Source organism: Endobacterium panacihumi, from assembly GCF_050847465.1.
GTDB classification, from domain to species: domain Bacteria; phylum Pseudomonadota; class Alphaproteobacteria; order Rhizobiales; family Rhizobiaceae; genus Neorhizobium; species Neorhizobium panacihumi.
Window position 1 is genome coordinate 980,596 of the sequence record NZ_JBOZRA010000001.1, and the last position, 19,785, is coordinate 1,000,380.

19 protein-coding genes are annotated in these 19,785 nt (G+C 59.9%); 7 read left to right on the forward strand and 12 right to left on the reverse strand.

The window, feature by feature from the left end; translation table 11 throughout:
- Positions 1-89 precede the first annotated feature (89 nt).
- A complete protein-coding gene (locus tag ACRQ1B_RS04860; protein WP_432292524.1) occupies positions 90-1,277 on the forward strand; it encodes a GGDEF domain-containing protein in 1,188 nt (395 codons plus the stop codon).
- A 20-nt stretch (positions 1,278-1,297) separates the two neighbouring features.
- Here ACRQ1B_RS04860 and ACRQ1B_RS04865 read toward each other — a convergent pair whose 3' ends face one another.
- The 6 genes from ACRQ1B_RS04865 to ACRQ1B_RS04890 form a co-directional block, all read right to left on the reverse strand.
- Positions 1,298-2,002 (reverse strand): MOSC domain-containing protein, encoded by a 705-nt coding sequence (locus ACRQ1B_RS04865; protein WP_432292525.1) that lies wholly within the window; start codon positions 2,000-2,002, stop codon positions 1,298-1,300.
- Positions 1,999-2,706: a glutamine amidotransferase gene (locus ACRQ1B_RS04870; protein WP_432292526.1), complete on the reverse strand. Its 708-nt coding sequence runs from the start codon at positions 2,704-2,706 to the stop codon at positions 1,999-2,001. The genes ACRQ1B_RS04865 and ACRQ1B_RS04870 overlap by 4 nt, the downstream gene beginning before the upstream one ends.
- A gap of 11 nt (positions 2,707-2,717) precedes the next feature.
- Positions 2,718-3,281 carry a thioredoxin domain-containing protein gene (locus ACRQ1B_RS04875; protein WP_432292527.1) on the reverse strand — a complete coding sequence of 188 codons (564 nt, stop codon included), beginning with the start codon at positions 3,279-3,281 and terminating at the stop codon, positions 2,718-2,720.
- Positions 3,282-3,509: 228 nt separating this feature from the next.
- Positions 3,510-4,229: a hypothetical protein gene (locus tag ACRQ1B_RS04880; protein ID WP_432292528.1), complete on the reverse strand. Its 720-nt coding sequence runs from the start codon at positions 4,227-4,229 to the stop codon at positions 3,510-3,512.
- A 35-nt stretch (positions 4,230-4,264) separates the two neighbouring features.
- The gene (locus ACRQ1B_RS04885; RefSeq protein ID WP_432292529.1) at positions 4,265-4,885 is read right to left on the reverse strand and encodes a MarR family winged helix-turn-helix transcriptional regulator; all 621 of its coding nucleotides are present in this window, start codon (positions 4,883-4,885) and stop codon (positions 4,265-4,267) included.
- Between the two features lie 135 nt (positions 4,886-5,020).
- Positions 5,021-6,349, reverse strand: a complete 1,329-nt coding sequence (locus ACRQ1B_RS04890) for a L,D-transpeptidase (protein WP_432293813.1) — start codon at positions 6,347-6,349, stop codon at positions 5,021-5,023.
- 263 nt (positions 6,350-6,612) lie between these two features.
- Between ACRQ1B_RS04890 and ACRQ1B_RS04895 the strand changes: the two genes are divergently transcribed.
- From ACRQ1B_RS04895 to ACRQ1B_RS04905, 3 genes are all read left to right on the forward strand, one after another.
- Positions 6,613-7,452, forward strand: coding sequence for a DUF4432 family protein (locus ACRQ1B_RS04895; RefSeq protein ID WP_432292530.1), 840 nt, complete (start codon positions 6,613-6,615; stop codon positions 7,450-7,452).
- An 81-nt stretch (positions 7,453-7,533) separates the two neighbouring features.
- The gene (locus tag ACRQ1B_RS04900) at positions 7,534-7,872 is read left to right on the forward strand and encodes a protein tyrosine phosphatase family protein (RefSeq protein WP_432292531.1); all 339 of its coding nucleotides are present in this window, start codon (positions 7,534-7,536) and stop codon (positions 7,870-7,872) included.
- 68 nt (positions 7,873-7,940) lie between these two features.
- Positions 7,941-8,282 carry a RidA family protein gene (locus tag ACRQ1B_RS04905; protein ID WP_432292532.1) on the forward strand — a complete coding sequence of 114 codons (342 nt, stop codon included), beginning with the start codon at positions 7,941-7,943 and terminating at the stop codon, positions 8,280-8,282.
- A 71-nt stretch (positions 8,283-8,353) separates the two neighbouring features.
- Here the strand turns inward: ACRQ1B_RS04905 and ACRQ1B_RS04910 are convergent, their stop codons facing one another.
- The 3 genes from ACRQ1B_RS04910 to ACRQ1B_RS04920 form a co-directional block, all read right to left on the reverse strand.
- On the reverse strand, positions 8,354-10,003 hold the full coding sequence (locus ACRQ1B_RS04910) for a thiamine pyrophosphate-binding protein (RefSeq protein ID WP_432292533.1): 1,650 nt from the start codon (positions 10,001-10,003) through the stop codon (positions 8,354-8,356).
- On the reverse strand, positions 10,003-11,214 hold the full coding sequence (caiB, locus tag ACRQ1B_RS04915) for a succinate--glutarate CoA-transferase (protein ID WP_432292534.1): 1,212 nt from the start codon (positions 11,212-11,214) through the stop codon (positions 10,003-10,005). The genes ACRQ1B_RS04910 and caiB overlap by 1 nt, the downstream gene beginning before the upstream one ends.
- 111 nt (positions 11,215-11,325) lie before the next feature.
- Positions 11,326-12,285 (reverse strand): alpha/beta fold hydrolase, encoded by a 960-nt coding sequence (locus ACRQ1B_RS04920; protein ID WP_432293814.1) that lies wholly within the window; start codon positions 12,283-12,285, stop codon positions 11,326-11,328.
- Positions 12,286-12,373: 88 nt separating this feature from the next.
- On the opposite strand from ACRQ1B_RS04920, the gene ettA reads away from it, so the two are divergent.
- The 3 genes from ettA to metF all read left to right on the forward strand — a co-directional run bounded on the left by ettA (position 12,374) and on the right by metF (position 16,107).
- Positions 12,374-14,023, forward strand: a complete 1,650-nt coding sequence (gene ettA / locus ACRQ1B_RS04925) for an energy-dependent translational throttle protein EttA (protein WP_432292535.1) — start codon at positions 12,374-12,376, stop codon at positions 14,021-14,023.
- A 151-nt stretch (positions 14,024-14,174) separates the two neighbouring features.
- Positions 14,175-15,182: an ArsR/SmtB family transcription factor gene (locus ACRQ1B_RS04930; protein ID WP_432292536.1), complete on the forward strand. Its 1,008-nt coding sequence runs from the start codon at positions 14,175-14,177 to the stop codon at positions 15,180-15,182.
- 19 nt (positions 15,183-15,201) lie between these two features.
- Positions 15,202-16,107, forward strand: a complete 906-nt coding sequence (gene metF, locus ACRQ1B_RS04935; protein ID WP_432292537.1) for a methylenetetrahydrofolate reductase [NAD(P)H] — start codon at positions 15,202-15,204, stop codon at positions 16,105-16,107.
- 464 nt (positions 16,108-16,571) lie between these two features.
- On the opposite strand, the gene ACRQ1B_RS04940 is transcribed toward metF, so the two are convergent.
- The 3 genes from ACRQ1B_RS04940 to ACRQ1B_RS04950 all read right to left on the reverse strand — a co-directional run bounded on the left by ACRQ1B_RS04940 (position 16,572) and on the right by ACRQ1B_RS04950 (position 19,752).
- Entirely contained in the window at positions 16,572-17,477 is a 906-nt protein-coding gene (locus tag ACRQ1B_RS04940) for a DMT family transporter (protein WP_432292538.1), read from the reverse strand.
- Between the two features lie 113 nt (positions 17,478-17,590).
- Complete coding sequence (locus ACRQ1B_RS04945) at positions 17,591-18,820, reverse strand: lytic murein transglycosylase (protein ID WP_432292539.1); 1,230 nt, start codon at positions 18,818-18,820, stop codon at positions 17,591-17,593.
- Positions 18,821-18,969: 149 nt separating this feature from the next.
- Complete coding sequence (locus ACRQ1B_RS04950; protein ID WP_432292540.1) at positions 18,970-19,752, reverse strand: glycoside hydrolase family 25 protein; 783 nt, start codon at positions 19,750-19,752, stop codon at positions 18,970-18,972.
- Between the last annotated feature and the right edge of the window lie 33 nt (positions 19,753-19,785).

The window sequence follows — 19,785 nt, forward strand, 5'->3', positions numbered from 1 at the left end:
CAGTGTCGGAAATGGCCCTGCGATTTTAGACGAATGTTCAGTTTTTTGATCCTTTGCTTCGGTCAGGCATTCTTGATCGGAGCAAGGACATGGGTGGGGTGACCCTTGACGAGGTGGATGGTCAGATCGCGCGGGGCTTTCGTGCCCTGCGTTTTCGTCCACGAATAGAGGCGCTGTTTCGTAGAGACTACGCTGCCGAGCGCGCGAGGCTGGTGGTGACATGGGGCGTTGTCGGAGCCGTCATCTACAATCTGATCTATTTCGCCGATAGCATCATGGTGAGCGACATGCTGGCGGAGGTGGTTGCCCTGCGCATGCTCGTCTTTACGCCGCTGGTGGTGGTCGCCGTCATGATCGCACGCGGATGGCCGAACGCGCTCCTATATGATGTCCTGACGGTGGTCATCTCCTTTCTTGCTGTCACCTTGCCGATGTTTGCAGCCATGAGCAGCGACAGCGCCTATCTGTTCGTCTATCAGAGCTTTAATGCCGCAGCCTTCCTGTTCTTCGTCATTTCGCTACGTCCGCGTTTTCCGGCCGTGCTGTTCGGGCTGCTCGTCATGTGCCTGTCGCATTTTACCACCACGCGGCTGGCAGGCTCTTTCGATACCGTTTCGTATTCCGGCATCGTCATCTTTTATCTCACTCTGTCGGTCTTTCTGGCGGCGAGTGCATATTTCCTTGAATGGACGGATCGTCAGAATTTTCTCAATCAGTTGCGTGGCGGCCTTCTTTATCGGCAGCTCGAAAGCATTTCTGAACGGGATGAACTGACCGGCCTTTTGAACCGGCGTTCGCTGGCACGGTTCGGTGAAACGATCTGGAGTGATACGGCAAACCAGCCGATGGTTTCCGCCATCCTGCTGGATATCGATCATTTCAAGCGGTTCAACGACGTGCATGGCCATATCGAGGGGGATTCCTGTATCCGCGCCGTGTCGAATTGCATTCGCGACAACGTGCAAGAAACATCCCGGGTTTTCCGCTTCGGCGGGGAAGAAATCCTGATTCTGTCCTGCGGTCAGGATCCGCTTCAGGTCGTGGCCACGGCGGAGCGCATCCGAAACGCGATCGAACAAATGGGCATACCGAATGGCGGACTGGGCAACGCCTGCGTGACGGCAAGTCTGGGAGTTGCCTCTGCGATTCCTTCCGACATCAGGCTGGAAGAATTGCTGCGCAAGGCAGATGATGCCCTCTATGAGGCAAAACGACGTGGCCGAAACATTGTCGCGATTGCCGAGGAAGAGTTGGAGCCGGCGATGTCTCTGGCCTGAGATCGGCTTGGAGTGGCGATCTACGATGACTGCTGCGTGGGTGGGCCATCCAGACGTTTCGACCAGTCTTCGACCGTCCCGCTGTCCAGGCGGCGTGCGGCATAATCTCGCCATCCGGCGGCAAGCCCATCAAGCGTGGCGATGCCGCGTAATTCCGCGCTATCAAGCCGGTCGATATAAAAGGCGCGCCAAATGCGGGCAATCGTCCATTCCGGCGTCTTGCGCTCCAGAAGGGTCAGCCGGTCGTCCGGGCCAACCGTGCCGGTTTCGATAACGCGATAATACCAGCCGGTGCGACCTGTCTCCTGCACCTCGCGCGCCATGGTTCTGCGGCCAAATCGTTCGTTCAGCCGCCAGCAGGGCTGTCGCCCCTGACTGACCTCGACGGTGGCCGAGCCAAGCCGAAAGATGTCGCCGATGGCGACATCTGCCTCAGTCATGCCACAGGTGGAGATGTTCTCGCCGAAAGCGCCTTGCGTCGAAAGGCGAGGATGTTCGCCGAGGATTTCCGCCCAGGCCGCGTAGTGTTCGAACGGGTAATGATGCACCGCCTTTTCCGGGCCACCGTGTTTTGCCGTATCGCCCTGTTCGTCGCCGACAAGGCCGGTTTTCGAGAGCGCAAGCGAAGCATGTACTTGTGTCTTGTCGATGCCGCTTGGCATATTGCGAGGGCCGAGCGGCGCCAGCCTGCCGATGCGCAGGCTGAGGATGGCGAAGTCTTTCATCTGCCTGTTTCCAGTCCGGCGAGCCATTCGCCCAGCATCAAGCGGGATGCCTGACGCAGACACGGACCAAACGTTTGCGCATCCCGACGCAGGGCAGGGATGTCGATGCCGGAGCCGGAAAGCTCTGCGGCGTGGCCGACCAGCCAGCGTTCGAACCGCTCATCGGTTTCCGCTTCCGGGTGGAATTGTAAACCGAGGATGTTGGCTCCGATGGCAAAAGCCTGCTGCTCTACGAGACTGGAGGACGCGAGGTTTTTTGCGTCCTTCGGCAGGCAATAGGTGTCGCCATGCCAATGCAGTACGGCCACGCCTTCGAGATGGGTCAGAGCGCTGGCCCTGCCTTCGTCTGTCAGGGTCAGTTCGGAAAAGCCGATCTCCTTGAGGCCGGTGGCAAACACCTTTTCGCCGAGCGCGGCGGCAATCAGCTGGGCGCCGAGGCAGATGCCGAGCGTTGGCAGGTTTGCAGTCAGTCGCGTGCGAATGAATTCCCGTTCGGCGTCGAGAAACGGATACACGGTTTCATAAACGCCGATCGGTCCTCCGAGGATGACCAGCAGGTCGGGAGCAAGCGGATCGCCGTTGCAGAAATCGGCATCGCCGACATTGGTATAGCGGATGTCGTAACCGGCTTGCGCCAGCACGTCGCCGAAAGAGCCGAGATCCTCGAAATGGATATGGCGGATCACAAGCGCGTTTCTGGTCATTTTCGTCTCCTTCATGCTGTAGAAGCGGCCGGCAATGCGCAGCGGCCATCGGCGCAATCATCGGCGGTGTCGGTCTTTTGGTCGGTCCTTAGAGCAGGCGTTGCACTGGACAGCATCATGGCGATACGCGCGCCAAGCGCCAGATCATCCTCGACCCCGAATGCGTGGTGCTGGATCGTGCCGTCGCGGCCGATCAGCACGGAAGATGGCGTTCCGCGCATGCCGAAACGCTGCATCGTCACCGGAATGTCCGAATCCGGATCGGCCAGATCGACGCCGACCGGCGAGGTGATGCGGTATTCGTGCAGGAAAGCGCGCAACGTGATCGGCGTCATGGCCGCATGATGTTCGAAGACGGTGTGAATACCGATGACAGCCAGGTCGCTTTTGCCAAACACCTGTTCGATACGACGGACCTGGGGCAGGGCGTCGGAGATGCATCCGGGGCATAGAAGCTGGAAACTGTGCAGGAAGACGGGTCTGCCGCGCAGGCCCGCAAGCGTGATGGCTGCGGGCGTGTTGAACCATTCGCTGACGGCCAGTTCCGGCGCATACCGTATCTTTTGCTGAAGCATGATGTTCTCCTTTGATGAGGCGGGCCGTTCGGCCTTGCCGGAGATGATGGGATCAGGCTGCATGCGAGTGGGCGAGATGGTTGTTGTTGCGTCATCGGCAGCAATAGGGGTAATCCTCACCATGTTCCTTCTCTCTCGCAAGCCTGGAGGGGAGAATAGGCCGGTTCGTCGATGGCAGTCGACGAACCGGCGCACGAGCGATGCCGGTGTCAGGCGTCGCTTCAGGACTTATTTGCCTCTATCGACCTTGCCGGGCAGGCTCAGATCGCCCGAGGCGACCTTGAAGACATCGCTGACGCAGAGAAGCGGTGCATGCAGGTTGCCATTTACCTTCAGGCCGGCCGTCACACCATCGAAGGAAGCGCCCTTGATGCCGTTGATCAGGTTCAGCGGGATCTCCACATCGACCGTGTCACCGGTGAACGTGGTCTTGTATTCGGGGCTGTCGATGAGAAGAGGCACGCCGGGCCATGTTTTCGGCACCTTTGGCTTGGTGCCGGCCGGGATGTCGATCACCTTGAGACCGGCGCCACAGGCCGCGTCCTTGGCCAGAACCACCCAGTGTGGATGCCAGATGTGGCGGTTCTTGGCGCCATTGGCCGCATCGTCGAAGTCCGGGTGAAACGTGACCGCCAGCGCCACGATGCCCTGCTTTTTCTCGAAACCGATCTCGCCGCTATCGAGGCTGGTCGGCCAGACATAGGCATAGACGCTGGAGCCTTCGAACTTGCCGGTGGCATCCGGCTTGTCCGTGCCGGCTTGGCCACGCACGCGGGTGCTGAACATGGCCCTGTCGCCTTTGGTGGTGATCTTCGTCTCGATGATATCGAGCGAGGCCTGTACGGCCTGTTTCGGTTCGGCCTTGATCGAGTGGGCACTGGCAGGTGATTGGCATAGCAGCGCCGTTCCGGCGACGGCGAGCGTCCCGGTTATCAGTTTTCTCAGCATGGGATTGTTGTCCTTTCTGTTGGCCTGGAGGGTGGTTATCCCGCTTGAAACGCTTCCCAGGTGGCAGCCCGGAAAGTGGGATCAGCTTGTTCGTGATCGCGGCAATCGACGCGCAACTCGCGGCGGCCGAAGGCGGCGTTGACGAAATGACAGTGATAGGGTTTTTCCGCCTGCGGGTGGAGGAAGGGGTCGAAATGACGACAGCTGGTACACATGCGCTGCACGGGAACGGCGTCGCGTTCCTGCAGATCGCGGATCATGCTGACCAGCGTCACAAGAAGCTCCTCTTGCCGGTTATCTTCCAGCGCTCCGATGGCCTTGTCGATCTGGTCGCTTCCGTCTTCCTGCCTGAGCAGGTTGATGCCAGCCTTGCTGATGCGGACGCTGACAGAGCGCGCATCGGTCATGCCCGGATGTTTCTCCACATGGCCCTTCCTTTCGAGCGCATTGATGGAGTCGCTGGCGGAGGGTTGCGAGACGCCGAGTTGAACGGCGATTTCCCGCACACCAAGTCCTTGCGGCCGCCCCTCGAGCAATGTGAGAATCGACAGTTGCGTGGGATTGAGGCCGAGTGATTTAGCCCTATCCCATTCGTCCGCGCGCAGCACCGTCGCAAGCCGCGAAAGGCCTTCGCGGATGCGATATTCGATCGACAACGGGTTTCTCGGCGTTTCCATGAAATCGAATATAAATAGGAGTCCTATTTATATCAAGTGACTTTCCGACTGTCCAAAAACAAAACCCCGGAAGCGGACTTCCGGGGTGTCTGATCGGCGTGTTGTGAGATTGGATTATTCCATGAATTCCACGGTTGTCCCCGGCTTGACCATCTTGGCCAGTTCCGTTGCATCCCAATTCGTGAGGCGGATACAGCCGTGACTGTTGGTCTTGCCGATCTTAGAAGGCTCGGGCGTGCCGTGGATACCATAGGTCGGTTTGGAGAGGGCAATCCAGACCGTGCCGACCGGGCCATTCGGACCCGGCGGGATCTGCAGGATTTCCTTGTTTTCACCCTGGGTGAAATTGATTTTTGGATTGTAGGTGTAACCCGGGTTCAATGCGATGCGGGCAACGGTATGATTGCCGGAGGGCGACGGCGTGTCCGAGGAGCCGATCGTGGCTGGATAGGCGGCAATCAATTTGCCGTCTTCACCATAAGCAAACACCTGCTTGCGCCCCTTGTCGGCGATGATGCGGGTGACATTGCCGGTTTTGACCGGACCGGGATTGATGACCTTGATGATCGTGCCCGGAATGGTGAAGTCGGCATTCGGGTTCAGAGCCTTCAGATAACCTTCGTCCATATGAAACTGTTCGGCCAGCTTTTCGCTGGTCGATGTGTACGACATGGCCGGCAGCTGCGCCTTATGGGCATAGTCGTCTGGAATGGAGGCAACATAGGGACCGGCCGCATCGGCGGCGGTGATCGTGTACTCGGTAATCGGCATGCCGCCGGAATAGGAAAGCCGCTGGATGATGTCATCGGCATTGTTGGGGTCCAGCGTCTCGCCGGTCATTTCCTGCCAGGCGGCGATCGCCTTGTTGACATTGTCGCCGAGGCGGCCGTCGATCACGCCCGGCGAAATGCCTTCGCGGTCGAGAAAGACCTGGAGGGCTGCGATCTCGGCCTGCGGCTTGTTGGTCACGGTAATAGTCGGGCCGGAATGTTTTGGCTCCGGTCCCAGCGGCTGCGTCTGGTTCGGCTCGATCGAGGCGTAGTCCGGATCGTATTGTGCCGGGTCATTCGACGGCGCGTCGAGCGGCAGGCGGGTAATCGACCCGCGGTCCGGTACGGAGCCGGTGACTTCGCCGTCATACTGGCCGCCATTGCCGCGATAATCGCGGTAATCCCGATATCCCGGCGAAACACCGGGAACCGGTTCGCTGCGGGCGTAGCCACCGCGATCGCGACGGCTCTGCTGCTGCATTTCGGTGGCAACGACGTTGCCGCCACGGTCCATATAGACGCGACGGCCGCTGCGATCGCGGGTCACGACAAATTCGCCGGGTTCCGGCGTGTAATCCAGGATGTAGCCTTCGGGCGTGACGAGTGTCGGCTGTTCGCCGCCATATTGGCGCTCATACTGATAATCCGGCGCTCCGCCGTAATCGCGGTACATGACCTGCGCCTGAACCGGCGCGCTGACCGCCGTCAGGGTTATGAGGCTGAGACTTGTAACGAGACTGCGCTTCACGATATCACCGATCCTTAAACTTCATCACCAACCCGCAAGGGTGGCGTCTCGTTCCAACATTGGTCTTCATTGTCCAGACTAATTAATTGCGACTCTAGTGTGGAAAAAATGAACTCCTGGTGAAAGCGGCGTTAAAATTAACGTGTTTGTTCGTTTACCAATAACAATAATCTCGGGGAGGGCATGAAATGAAGGCATTTGCCACTGGAGTGGGACCAAAACTGTTGCTTGATCCGACATCGGTTCTCGATATCGGTTCCTGTATCGTCGGCGATGTGGACGTGGCGCCAGGCCGCGCCATTCCCGATGATGGCGATCCGCGAATCGATCATTCTCTCGAAGGGTTCCTGTTTACCTGTGGGCCGGACCACATCCGCCATCCCGACGTGATCGATGGCCGTGCTGACGGCAAAAGATATCCGCTGCATGGATCGTTCTCGGCGCATCCTGCGGACATCCTGTTCTGGGATGCGCAGGGCGAGGACGCCGAATGCCATGCCAAGGTGTCCGTGACGCTGGCGGACGGCGGTTCAGCCGTCTTGGAGCGGCATTGGCGTATCGATGGGCAGACGGGTGAGGTTTCGCTCAGAGACCGCGTGACCAATACCGGTTCGACGCCGTTTGCGCGCGTTCACATGTATCACATGAACCTTGGTGCATGGCTGTTTGACGACGGTGTGAAACTGTCCGGACGTATGTTTGAGGACGGTGCCTTGCCGTGGAATTTTGGCGAAGATCCGGGCAGCGTTTTTTGCGTGCCGGCAGCGGAAGATGGCGAGGAATGGGCGCAGATGTCGCTCGGGCCCATCGCTGCGCTCGATGGTCGTGTGCTGCACGTCCGGTTCAAGACGGACACGCTGCCGTACCTGCAGATGTGGCGAAACCAGAAAGCGCCGGCACATGTGCTCGGCATCGAGCCGGTGTCGCATCGCCTGGCGGAGCGTGCCGAGTTGGCTAAGGCCGGGGAACTCGTGATGGTGCAGCCGGGCGAAAGCACCGACTATGCGCTGCGCTTTGCATTTGTCTAAAACATTGGTGCGGCTTGCATTGACGCTCCGCGCCGCATCACGCTAAGTGATGCCCACAAAGACATTACCGGAGGGTCACGCATGGATATCCGCCCGATCAACGACGAATATTCGGTCAGCGGCCAGATCACGGTCGAAGACGTCGATCAGGTCAAGGCGCAAGGGTTCAAGTCGATCGTCTGCAACCGTCCTGATGAAGAAGAGCCAGGTCAGCCGAGCTTTGCCGAGATTGCCGCTCGTGCGCAGGAACTGGGTCTGCAGATCCGCCATATTCCGGTCGGCCGCATGGGCCTGACGCCCGAAGGCGTGACCGAAATGGTGGATGCCCTGGAAGACCTGCCCAAGCCGATGCTCGGTTATTGCCGCTCGGGCGCCCGCTCGACCGCCATCTACGAACAAAGCCAGCGTTTCCGCGGCTGATTTTCGCCTCCGGTACCCTGTTCGGTGCCGGCTTCTCCACGCTCGCATTTTTCTCGAGGAGCTTTCCCATGACCATCAAGCGCATCGATTCCGGCGCCCGCATGAGCGGCGCAGTCATCCATGGCAACACCGTTTACTTGGCCGGCCAGGTCGGTGAAGGTGATACCGTTACCGAACAGTGCAAGGACGCGCTGGGCGAAGTCGATCGTCTGTTGGCTGCTGCTGGTACCGACAAGTCGAAGATCCTGCAGACGCTGATCTACATTTCCGACATTTCCTATTTCGCCGAAATGAACGCTGCCTGGGAAGCCTGGGTCGATCCGGCCAACACACCGGCCCGCGCCACCAGCGAAGCCAAGCTGGCTGCTCCGAAGTACAAGGTCGAATTCATCGTCACAGCGGCGATCTGATTTTTTATACTGTTCAATGAAAAGGCCGGGGCGTCATGCGATGCCCCGGCCTTTTTCGTTTGAACTGTTGTTCAGACCTTGTCGCGGATCTGTGTCAGCGTTTTCGCCGGCGTGATGGCTTCGGGATCGAGCCGCACCTCGATGATCGACGGCTTGCCGCTTGCGCGTGCCCGCTCATAGGCAGGGCCGAAATCCTCGGTTTTTTCCACCAGTTCGCCATGGCCACCAAAAGCCTCAGCATAGGCGACGAAATCCGGGTTCATCAGATCAGTGGCGCTGACACGGCCGGGATATTCGCGTTCCTGATGCATGCGGATCGTGCCGTAGATGCCGTTATTGACCAGAACGGTGATGATCGGCAGGTCGTAACGCACGGCAGTGATGAATTCCTGCCCGTGCATCAGAAAGCAGCCATCGCCGGCAAAACACACGACTTCACGCTGCGGAAACAACTGCTTGGCGGCAACGGCTGCGGGAAGGCCGTAGCCCATCGAGCCGGATGTGGGGGCCGCCTGCGTGTTGAACCGCTGGAAACGGTGGAAGCGGTGCAGCCATGTGGCGTAATTGCCGGCGCCATTGGTGAAGATCGCATCCTTCGGGGTGTTGGCTTCGATCCATTCCATGATCGGGCCCATCTGCACGTCGCCGGGGCCAGTCTTTGGTGGTGTCGACCATTTTTCATAGGCCGCATGCATCTCGGCCGTCCGATCGGCCCAGACCGGATTTTTCGGCGCGGGCAAATCCTTCAACGCCGAAACGAATTCGGCAGGGGCGGCGCAGATCGCAAGGTCCGGCCGATAGACCCGGCCCAGCTCTTCCGGGTCGGGGTAGACATGCACAAAAGCCTGCGCCGGGTAGGGGATGTCGACCAGCGTGTAACCCGAGGACGGCATTTCCGAGAGGCGGCCGCCGAGAAGAACCAAAAGGTCGGATTCCTTGATCTCCTTGGACAGCGCCGGGTTGATGCCGATGCCTACATCGCCGGCATAGTTCGGATGCGTGTGATCGAACAGCATCTGGCGGCGGAAGGAGCAGCCGACCGGCACCTTGAATTTTTCGGCAAATTCTTGGAAGTCGGCAACCGCCTGTTCGCTCCATCGGGTGCCGCCGAGAATGAACATCGGCCGTTTGGCCTTGGAGAGAACCGAGGCGAAAGTGGCGATCTGCGATGCGCCGGGATGGCTTTCGACCGGGGTGTAAGGTTTTGCCGTAACGGTTTCCACTTCTTCCACCAGCATGTCTTCCGGCAGGGTCAGTACGACCGGGCCGGGGCGGCCGGATGTGGCGACGGCGAAGGCGCGGGTGACGAATTCCGGAATGCGGTGGGCATCGTCGATCTCGCCCACCCATTTGGCGAATTCGGTAAAGGCGCGGCGATATTCGACCTCCTGAAACGCCTCGCGCTCCTTCATGTCGCGACCGATCTGGCCGACGAACAGGATCATCGGGATCGAATCCTGCTTGGCGACATGCAGGCCGGCCGAAGCATTGGTAGCGCCGGGGCCGCGCGTGACCATGCAGATGCCCGGCTCGCCGGTCAGCCGCCCCCAGCAATCGGCCATCATCGCGGCGCCACCCTCCTGGCGGCAGACGAGAACGTCGATATCGCTGTCGTGAAGCGCGTCGAGCACGGCGAGGTAGCTTTCGCCCGGAACGCAAGACACGCGTTTGACGCCGTTTGCCTTCAAGGCCTCGACGATGAGCTGGCCGCCGGTCTTCATCACATCCGTCCTTTCGATGTTTTTGGCGCGGGCTCTTTCAGCCCCGCCAGAATTTCGTCCGTGTGTTCGCCAAGCGCCGGGCTCGGGCGATGATAGGTGAGCGGCGTTTCCGACAGCACGATCGGGCTGCGCACGCCGGGTATGACAGTACCGTCCTCTGCCTCCAGATCAATGCGCAGTTTGCGCGCGATCACCTGCGGGTCGTCGAACATTTCGGCGATGGAATTGATCGGTCCAGCCGGCACGGCGTTCTTTCCGCATGCCTCCAGAAGATCGGCCTTCTGCCACTTGGCCGTCTCCACTGTGACCATGCCGCGCACGCCGGCACGGCTGGCGACACGCGCCTTGTTGGTGGCAAACAGCGGATCGTCGGCCATGGCCTCGATGCCGAGAATTTTTGTCAGGCGGCGGAACTGGCCGTCATTGCCGATGGCGAGAATGATATGACCATCGGCCGTCGGGACCACTTCATAGGGGCTGATATTGGGATGGGCATTGCCGAGCCGGGAAGGGGCGGTGCCGGAAACCAGATAGTTCATGTTCTGGTTGGCGAGGATGCCGGCCTGCACATCGAGAAGCGCCATATCCACCATCTGGCCTTCGCCGGTCTTCATCACATGGATGAGGGCTGCCTGAATGGCGGTGACGGCATAGATGCCGGTAAAAATGTCGGCGATGGCGACGCCGGCCTTCATCGGTTCGCCGTCCGGCGCTCCGGTGACCGACATGAAACCGGACATGCCCTGCACGATGTAATCGTAACCGGCGAGATCGGCATAAGGTCCGTCCTGACCGAAGCCGGTGATAGAGCAGTAGACCAGTTTGGGATTGATCTTTTTCAGGCTGTCGTAATCGAGCCCGTATTTTTCGAGGCCGCCCCGTTTGAAATTCTCGATCAGCACATCGGCGCGGGCCGCCAGTTCGCGGACGGTCGCCTGACCTTCCTCGGTCTTGAGGTCGATGGCGATCGAACGTTTGCCGCGATTGGTGGAATGGTAATAGGCGGCCGACAGGTTTTCACCCGAAACGCTTTCGACGAAGGGCGGCCCCCAGGTGCGGGTGTCATCCCCACCCTCCGGGTTTTCCACCTTGATGACATCGGCGCCCATATCGGCCAGCATTTGGCCCGCCCATGGGCCCGCGAGGACGCGGGCAAGTTCGAGGACACGGATACCGGAAAGCGGTGGCTTTTTTGTCTGCGTGTCCGTCATGCCTGCTCCTCCGTCATGCCGTTGGTTCCGCTGCCGGGGCGTGGCGGAATTCTCCTTCACGCCTTGATAACGGCAAGGCTTTCGGCAGGCACGTGATTTAAAATCATGAGGTCATTCCCAATCCGGGTCGGACCGGCTGGAGGCTTTCGGGAGGATGCGTTTTGCCCAATCCGCAAATTCGGCAATGGCCTCGGTGGCGCCGATTTCGTTTATGGTCTCGTGGCGCATGTCGCGGTTGATATTGCAGGTGACGTTGGTCATGCCGAGCGTCTGCATCCGCCGGCTCAGCCATTTGATCGCTTGGCCGTTATTGGTTGCCGGATCGCAGCCTCCGCCGACCAGATGGACGGGGAGGGATCGTGGCAGTCTCAAAACACGGTCGTTCTCCGTGCCGCGAAAGGTCAATTCGAAAATGTCGAGCCACAGGGAGACGCTGGCATCGAAACCGCAGAGCGGATCGGCGACATAGGCATCGACTGCAGCGTGGTCGCGGCTCAGCCAGTCGAAATCGGTGCGGCCTTCACCGATGGATTTATTCCATGCGCCAAACGTGAGTTTCGGCAGGAGCGTGCTCGGCACGTCCGAGCCTTTCAGCGCCCGTTCCGTTTTCAGCACCAGTTGTGCGGCACGACCGGCGAAGCCGGGATTGAGGTTGGAGTTCCAGATCGCCAAGGCATCGAAACCGTCCGGAAAATCTTCTGCGGCGTTGAGCGCGATCAGTCCGCCCATGGAGTGGCCGAACAGGACGACCGGAAGGTGAGGATGGGCCATTGCTGCCATGTCCCGCATGGCCTTGACGTCTCGAATGACCGCCGTGACGCCGTCTTTCCAGCCAAAGCGACCAATCGGTGCGCCGTCGGCCGTCGTTTCACCATGTCCGCGATGATCGTGAGCGTAGACATGGAAGCCGGCAGCGGCCATGGCCTCGGCAAAGGCACGATAACGTTTCGAATGTTCCGCAAGTCCATGGCAGATGATCAGGATGCCGATGGCTGCCTGTCTGGCCGGTTCGTGATGAAAGGCGAGATGCGTTGCGGAAGGCGTATCCAGCCATCGTGTCTGTGCGAACATAGTCATTCTCTTCCCCTCCCGCATTGCCCCTGACATGCAATTCGCCTACATAGCGGGCAAATCCCTTTTCCCCGGAGCAGTATTACCGATGGCACGTCAGTTCATCTACCACATGTCGGGACTGAACAAGTCCTACGGCGCCAAGAAGATCCTCGAAAACGTCAACCTGTCCTTCTACCCGGATGCCAAGATCGGTATTCTCGGCCCGAACGGTGCCGGTAAATCGACCGTGCTGCGCATCATTGCCGGCCAGGACAAGGAATATACCGGCGAAGCCTGGCTCGCCGAAGGCGCGACCGTTGGTTACCTCGAGCAGGAACCGCATCTCGATCCGGCCAAGACCGCTTTCGAGAACGTCATGGTCGGCGTTGCCGACAAGACCGCCGTGCTCGAGCGCTACAACGAGCTGATGATGAACTATTCCGACGAGACCGCCGACGAAGGCGCGAAACTCCAGGACATCATCGACAGCCAGAACCTGTGGGATCTGGAACAGCAGGTCGAAATGGCGATGGAAGCCCTGCGCTGCCCGCCGAAGGACGCAGACGTTACGCTTCTCTCGGGTGGTGAACGTCGCCGTATCGCGCTCTGCCGCCTGCTGCTCTCGCAGCCGGACCTGCTGCTGCTCGACGAACCGACCAACCATCTTGACGCCGAAACCATCGCCTGGCTCGAAAAACACCTGCGCGATTATCCGGGCGCCGTGATGATGATCACCCACGATCGCTACTTCCTCGACAACGTCACCGGCTGGATTCTCGAACTCGACCGCGGCCGTGGCATTCCATACGAAGGCAACTACTCCGCTTACCTGCAGGCGAAGGCCAAGCGCATGACGCAGGAAGCGCGCGAAGAAGCCGGCCGCCAGAAGGCGCTGTCGCGTGAACAGGAATGGATCGCATCCAGCCCGAAAGCCCGTCAGGCTAAGTCGAAGGCCCGTATCAAGGCCTACGAACAGCTGGTGGACGCAGCCGAGGGCATCCGTCCCGGCGATGCGCAGATCATCATTCCGGTCTCCGAGCGTCTCGGTAATGTCGTCATCGAGATGGAAGGCATCAACAAGGGTTTTGAGGGGCGTACGCTCATCAACGACCTGTCGATCAAACTGCCGCCGGGTGGCATCGTCGGCATCATCGGTCCGAACGGTGCGGGTAAGACCACGCTGTTCAAAATGATCACCGGCCAGGAAAAGCCGGATGCCGGCACGGTCCGCATCGGTGAGACCGTGCATCTCGGTTACGTCGACCAGAGCCGCGATGCTCTCGACGGCGACAAGACCGTATGGGAAGAAATTTCCGGTGGCGCCGAAGTCATCAAGCTCGGCAAGTTCGACATGAACTCCAGAGCCTATTGCGGCGCCTTCAACTTCAAGGGCGGCGATCAGCAGCAGAAGGTCGGCAATCTGTCGGGTGGTCAGCGTAACCGCGTTCACCTTGCCAAGATGCTGAAGGCCGGCGGCAACGTTCTCCTCCTCGACGAACCGACCAACGACCTCGATACGGAAACGCTGGGTGCGCTCGAAAGCGCGCTCGAAGCTTTTGCCGGCTGCGCCATCATCATCAGCCACGATCGCATGTTCCTCGACCGTCTGGCGACGCATATCCTTGCGTTCGAAGGTGACGGCCATGTTGAGTGGTTCGAAGGCAACTTTGAAGACTACGAGCAGGACAAGGTCCGCCGACTCGGCCCGGATGCGCTCAACCCGGGCAGCCAGGCCTATAAGCGCCTGACCCGCTAATCTCGGCGACAGACAATGACAGGGAAGGGGCCGGTGACGGCCCTTTCTCATTTCTGCCAATCATGCCTGTTACTCACAGCTTTCCACTTGCAACGACACGACTCTTCACATAAAGATATCTTTATATCTTGATTGAGAGTTGGTGAAAGACATGGCCCTTGGGCTGGACGCATTGGTGGATGTTCTGAAGGCGGCGGGCGAACAGACCCGTTTTCGCCTGCTGGCGCTTCTGGCCTCCGGTGACCTGACGGTCAGCGATATGACCGAAATCCTCGGACAGTCGCAGCCGCGCATTTCCCGCCACCTGAAACTGCTTGCCGAAGAAGACCTGATCGAACGCTATCAGGAAGGTGCATGGGCCTATTTTCGCCTGCGCCACGAGGGTGACGGTGCAACGCTAGTTCGCACGCTGCTCGCCGTGTCCGACCGTGCCGACCCTGTTCTCTCACGCGACGGCGAGCGTCTGGCAGCCGTCAAGCGAACCCGGTCCGATCGCGCGCAGGCCTATTTCAGCCGCAATGCTTCCGAATGGGACGAGCTTCGCCGCCTTCTGGTGAGCGATGCTGCTGTCGAGGACGCGGTTCTGCGACTGGTTGGCCCCAACCCGGTCGATGCGCTGCTCGACCTCGGCACCGGCACCGGCCTGATGCTGCAGGTGCTGCAGAACAGCTATCGTCACGCGGTCGGCATCGATGCCAGCCGCGACATGCTGTCGGTGGCACGTGCCAATCTCGACAGGGCCGGCATCGTCAAGGCATCGGTGCGTCATGGTGATATTTTGAACCTGCCGCTGGAAGGCCAGGATTTCGATCTGGTGATCATTCACCAGGTTCTGCATTTCCTCGATCAGCCCGAACTGGCGATTGGCGAAGCGGCGCGTGTGCTGCGTCCCGGCGGGCGCCTGCTGATCGTCGATCTGGCGCCGCATGAACTTGAATACCTGCGCGACGAACACGCGCATGTCCGCCTCGGTTTTTCGCACCAATCGGTGGCTGAATGGCTGAACAAGGCCGGCCTCGATGTCGAGGAGGTTCTTGACCTTGCGGCGGACCGAAAGAACGAGGCAGCCTTGACAGCGACCGTGTGGCTTGCCCGCGATCGTCGCCTGCTGATTGCCGAAGACAAGGTTCCGGCCGCGAGCCCGGAACATATCGCATAAGATCGGAGACTTGACGCCCATGCAGACGAAAGCCCCCGAACAGAAGGGTCGACACGCCTTCCGGCTTTCCTTCGAATTCTTTCCGCCGAAATCGCCGGAGATGGAGGCCCATCTGTGGGAATCCGTCAGTGACTTCACGGAGTGGGACCCGGAATTCGTGTCGGTGACCTATGGGGCCGGCGGTTCCACCAAGGCACCGACCATGGCAACGATCGAGCGCCTGCTGTCGGACACGCCGCTGGCGACCGCATCGCATCTGACCTGCGTCGATGCGGCGCGCGAGGAAACGCTTGCCGTCATCGAGGAACTGCGTGCCGCCGGTGTGCGCCACATCGTGGCGCTGCGCGGTGATCCGTCGGCCGGCATCGGAACGGCCTACCAGCCACATCCGCACGGTTATGCCAATGCGGCTGAGCTGGTTAAGGCGCTGAAGGATGTCGGCGGTTTCGAGATCTCTGTATCGGCCTATCCGGAAAAGCATCCGGAGAGCGCCGATACCAATGCCGATATCGAGATGCTGAAGCGCAAGGCGGACAATGGTGCCGACCGCGCCCTGACGCAGTTCTTCTTCGATAACGACGTGTTCGAGCGCTACATGGACAAGGTGAGGGCCGCGGGCATCACCCTGCCGGTCGTGCCCGGTATCATGCCGATCCAGAACCTGACCATGCTGAAGCGGTTTGCCGGTCGTTGCGGTTCCACCGTGCCGGAATTCCTCGATCGCCGTTTTGCCGGTACCGATGACGACGCTGAGGCACGCGCCGAGGTCGCGGCCGATGTTGCTGCTGAACAGATCCAGGATCTGATCCGTCGCGGGCTTGGCGAGTTCCACATCTACACGATGAACCGCTCGGCGCTCACCAATGCCGTTCTGGAGCGTCTCGGACGCCAGCGGGTGCCGGTCAAGGAGGGAGCGGCCGCCTGAGTGGCTGCAGCCATCACCACAAAAAAGAGGCCCATGGTCCTAATGGATCATGGGCCTTTTCAAATGTAAGTGCATTGAAGATCAAACGGTCAATGGATGCTGTAATGACCGGTTGAAGGGCGCGGCTGGACTCAGATGAAAAGCATCGAGGCTACGAAAACGAACGCTGCACCAACCACCAGAACATTGAGAGAATGAGTGCGTCCCATATCTGCCTCCTTGCGTTGACAGATTAATTGTGGCGCGTTTGACCGCAATTGCAAACAGTAATTTACGCTGCAATGCGGCGTTACCCGCGCCAAAGTCCCGCTTTTCCTGTGTTAATTAGCTGATTTAAATGGATAAATCGCATTAACAAACAGGCTTAACCACCCCTTAAATTAAATGCTCGGCCTGTTAACAAGCGTTACGTTCCGTGATGCTTTGCCACAATTGGCCTGTGGAAATCCGAATCGAGCGGACGATCAGCGGCGTATTTTCAGCATGCTGTTCAGCACCAGAAGCCCCAATCCGATCAGCGCCATGCCGGCCACTTCGGCGACATCAAGCCGCTCATGCAGGAAGATAGCGCCGAGCAGGATGGCGCTCGGCGGCACCAGCAGTGTTACCAGAGACGTGTAGGTGGCGCCGGCAAGCGCAAGGATGCGGAAATAGATCAGATAACCGAGCGCCGTCGAGAGCAGCGCCAGTGCAAGGATGGCACCGACGACGGTTGCGGACGGAAAGGCGAGCGTCCATGGCTGGTCGGCGATCAGCATGACCGGCAGCATTATGATCGATGACGCCGTCATCTGACCGGCGGCCGTGACCGGCGCGGGCAGGCCGCGAAAGCGCTTTCCGTAGGTGCCGGCAAAGCCGTAGGAGAGAGCGGCGAGAATGGGCAGGATCAGCGCCCAGAGCGGGGCGGCCGTGGATGTGAAGACGCCGGGTCCGATCAGCACGATCGTGCCGGCAAGCCCGAGCAGGCAGCCAACGATCTTTGCGGTCGAGAGCTTTTCGTCTTCGGTGAAACGGTTGGCGATCAGCACGGTGAAGATCGGCGTGGTGGCGTTGAGGATGGCGGCAAGGCCGGCGCCGATCTCCGTCTGGCCGAAAAAGATCAGCGTGTGCGGAATGGCGTTGTTGATGAGGCCGAGGACGGCGAAGGAGCGCCAGTGCTTTCTCAGCAGCGGATAGGTGCCGAAACGGCCGCGCAAAAAAATGTGCAGCGCCAGCGCGGCGAGAAACAGCCGGAAGAAGACCAAGGTGAAGGGCGGCACTTCCGCCACCGCTATGCGCGCGAAAAAGAACGAGCCGCCCCAGAGAAGGCCGAGAACGAAAAGAAGTGCCCAGGCGCTCGCGCCGGGTTTGGTCATGGTCGAGGCGGTCATGGGCCTAAGAATCTCCCTGTCGTCATCAGGGATAGACCTGCAACAGAAACGCCGCCACCCGATTTTTGACGGATGGCGGCGCGGACGTAAAAATACGGTTGGTCAGTTCCGGCTCAGAGGCCCTGAACCAGTTGCTGGGTCGGCCAGCCGTCTGCCGGAAGGCCAAGACGCTGCTGTTCCTTCTGGATGGCCGTACGTGTGCCGGAGCCGAGAATGCCGTCGATCTTGCCGACATCGTGGCCGCGTGCCTGCAGCTTGGTCTGCAGGTCCTTCATGGCGGCATCATCGAGTGCCGGATCGGGATTGCCTTTGGCATAGGTCGGTGCGCCGGACAGGCGGGTGGCGAAATAGGCGGCAGACGTCGTGTAGATGAACGACTGGTTCCATTCGAGATAGATGTTGAAGTTCGGATAGGTCAGGAAGACCGGTCCCTTGCGGCCCTGCGGCATGATCAGTGATGCCGGCAGATTGCCGAACTTGGTGTCGCCGTCACGCGGGGTGACGCCGAGCTTGAACCATTCCGAAGCGGGCATTTCGTTGCCGAGGCCGGTCTTTTCCCAGGGCAGGTTGTCCGGAACCTGTACTTCCTGAATCCACGGCTCGCCCTTGCGGTAACCGAGGGACTTGATGAAGGCGGCAGCTGTCAGGACCGCATCGGCAGACGACTTCTTCACGTCGATATGGCCTGAATTGTCGCCATCGACGCCGTGGGCGATGATGTCCTTCGGCAGCATCTGCACCTGGCCGATTTCACCGGCCCATGCGCCCGTGTTGGTTGCCGGATCGAGATCGCCGTGCTGCACCATCTCTATGAGGGCGATCAGCTGCGGGCGGAAGAGTTGAGGGCGGCGGCAGTCATGCGCCAGCGTGACGAGGGCGTTGCGGGTGTTGAAATCGCCCTGCACGGCGCCGAAATCGGTTTCCATGGCCCAGAAGGCGGTGATGACACCGGCGGGTACGCCATATTCGCTTTCGGCGCGGCCAAAGATGTCCTTCATCTGGCTCATTTTCTGGCGGCCGATATCAAGACGTCCCTGACTGACCGTGCGCTGCGAGAATTCGAGAAAGGTCTGACGGAAAACACCCTGTGCTCGGTCACGCGAAAGCACTTTCGGGTCGATCTGCGCGCCGGCAAGGGCTGTATCGACGGCGCTGGCCGGAATACCCTTGGCAACGGCTTCCTGCTTCACGCCGGCGAGGAAGGCCGGCAGTTCACCGCCGCAGGCGACCGGCTTGGTGTCGTTGCCTGCGGAAAGTTCCAGCGACGCGGCCTGCGTCAGCGTGGTGGTGGCAAGGAGGGCGGGCAGGGTGAGGGCAAGCACAAGGCGACGGGCGACGGACATGGAAAGGTTTCCTGTTATGGGCGAATACGGGAACGTCGTCTGTTGAGACGCAAACAATGTGACCTAAACAAGGAAACGGCCCCGGTAAGGGCCGTCTTACATCAGTTCCTTGTCATTTCTGCAAGTCGCGCAGCAAAAGTGCGAAACTTCTACCTGTTGGCGGAAGCAACCCACTGGCGCCAGCTCTTTTCCGAACCGGAGAACACGTTGATGTCCGTCGGTCCCTTGATGCCGGGAATGATGCCGGTCGCCGTATATTGCCAGAATGTCCATTTGCGGTTGGCATAGATCTGGCCCGGATGGGCGGCCACCGAGCGGACCCAGAAATGATGGCTGCTGAAGGCGCCGACCAGACGGTCTCTGTGAAAATCCACAGATGTGTAGATGATCGGTCGCACGCCGTAATGGGCTTCGATGCGGTCCATGAAGCGTTGCATCACATCGCGCACGGTTTCCGTGTCCGGCTTCAGCTTGCAGGTGGGGGATGCGTGGTTCCACTCCATGTCCAGAACCGGCGGCAGCATGTTGGCTTCCTTCGGCACGTTCTGGATAAACCAGTCGGCCTGATCTTCCGGCGTCGAGCAGAAATAATAAAAATGATAGGCCGAATGCGGAATGCCGGCTGCGGCCGCACCACGCCAGTGGGTTGTGAAGGCGGAATCGATGCGGTCCTTGCCTTCGGTACCCTTGATGAACACGAAGGCGACGCCGGATTTTTTCACTTCCTGCCAGTCAATGTCCGTGCCGTTCCATTTCGACAGGTCGATGCCGTGCACCGCGTGCGTGCCGGGATGATTGCGGCCAAAGTCCTGCGGGTCATTGTCCTTGAAACGCGTACCCTTGATCGACGGCGCGTCGAGAAGGTCTGCAGTCGAGGTGCAGCCTGTGGCCAGCATTGCGGTCAGGGCCAGGGCGAGAAGGGCTCGGTACATGAAAGGTCCGGTCTTGAGGCTGCGCTGTTTCGA

What these genes read in the sequence shown, in the direction of transcription:
- ACRQ1B_RS04860 (WP_432292524.1), top strand. Translation starts at nt 90, where the DNA reads ATGGGTGGGGTGACCCTTGACGAGGTGGATGGTCAGATCGCGCGGGGC.
- ACRQ1B_RS04865 (WP_432292525.1), bottom strand. Translation starts at nt 2,002, where the DNA reads ATGAAAGACTTCGCCATCCTCAGCCTGCGCATCGGCAGGCTGGCGCCG.
- ACRQ1B_RS04870 (WP_432292526.1), bottom strand. Translation starts at nt 2,706, where the DNA reads ATGACCAGAAACGCGCTTGTGATCCGCCATATCCATTTCGAGGATCTC.
- ACRQ1B_RS04875 (WP_432292527.1), bottom strand. Translation starts at nt 3,281, where the DNA reads ATGCTTCAGCAAAAGATACGGTATGCGCCGGAACTGGCCGTCAGCGAA.
- ACRQ1B_RS04880 (WP_432292528.1), bottom strand. Translation starts at nt 4,229, where the DNA reads ATGCTGAGAAAACTGATAACCGGGACGCTCGCCGTCGCCGGAACGGCG.
- ACRQ1B_RS04890 (WP_432293813.1), bottom strand. Translation starts at nt 6,349, where the DNA reads ATGTACCGCGATTACGGCGGAGCGCCGGATTATCAGTATGAGCGCCAA.
- ACRQ1B_RS04895 (WP_432292530.1), top strand. Translation starts at nt 6,613, where the DNA reads ATGAAGGCATTTGCCACTGGAGTGGGACCAAAACTGTTGCTTGATCCG.
- ACRQ1B_RS04900 (WP_432292531.1), top strand. Translation starts at nt 7,534, where the DNA reads ATGGATATCCGCCCGATCAACGACGAATATTCGGTCAGCGGCCAGATC.
- ACRQ1B_RS04905 (WP_432292532.1), top strand. Translation starts at nt 7,941, where the DNA reads ATGACCATCAAGCGCATCGATTCCGGCGCCCGCATGAGCGGCGCAGTC.
- ACRQ1B_RS04910 (WP_432292533.1), bottom strand. Translation starts at nt 10,003, where the DNA reads ATGAAGACCGGCGGCCAGCTCATCGTCGAGGCCTTGAAGGCAAACGGC.
- caiB (WP_432292534.1), bottom strand. Translation starts at nt 11,214, where the DNA reads ATGACGGACACGCAGACAAAAAAGCCACCGCTTTCCGGTATCCGTGTC.
- ACRQ1B_RS04920 (WP_432293814.1), bottom strand. Translation starts at nt 12,285, where the DNA reads ATGTTCGCACAGACACGATGGCTGGATACGCCTTCCGCAACGCATCTC.
- ettA (WP_432292535.1), top strand. Translation starts at nt 12,374, where the DNA reads ATGGCACGTCAGTTCATCTACCACATGTCGGGACTGAACAAGTCCTAC.
- ACRQ1B_RS04930 (WP_432292536.1), top strand. Translation starts at nt 14,175, where the DNA reads ATGGCCCTTGGGCTGGACGCATTGGTGGATGTTCTGAAGGCGGCGGGC.
- metF (WP_432292537.1), top strand. Translation starts at nt 15,202, where the DNA reads ATGCAGACGAAAGCCCCCGAACAGAAGGGTCGACACGCCTTCCGGCTT.
- ACRQ1B_RS04940 (WP_432292538.1), bottom strand. Translation starts at nt 17,477, where the DNA reads ATGACCGCCTCGACCATGACCAAACCCGGCGCGAGCGCCTGGGCACTT.
- ACRQ1B_RS04945 (WP_432292539.1), bottom strand. Translation starts at nt 18,820, where the DNA reads ATGTCCGTCGCCCGTCGCCTTGTGCTTGCCCTCACCCTGCCCGCCCTC.
- ACRQ1B_RS04950 (WP_432292540.1), bottom strand. Translation starts at nt 19,752, where the DNA reads ATGTACCGAGCCCTTCTCGCCCTGGCCCTGACCGCAATGCTGGCCACA.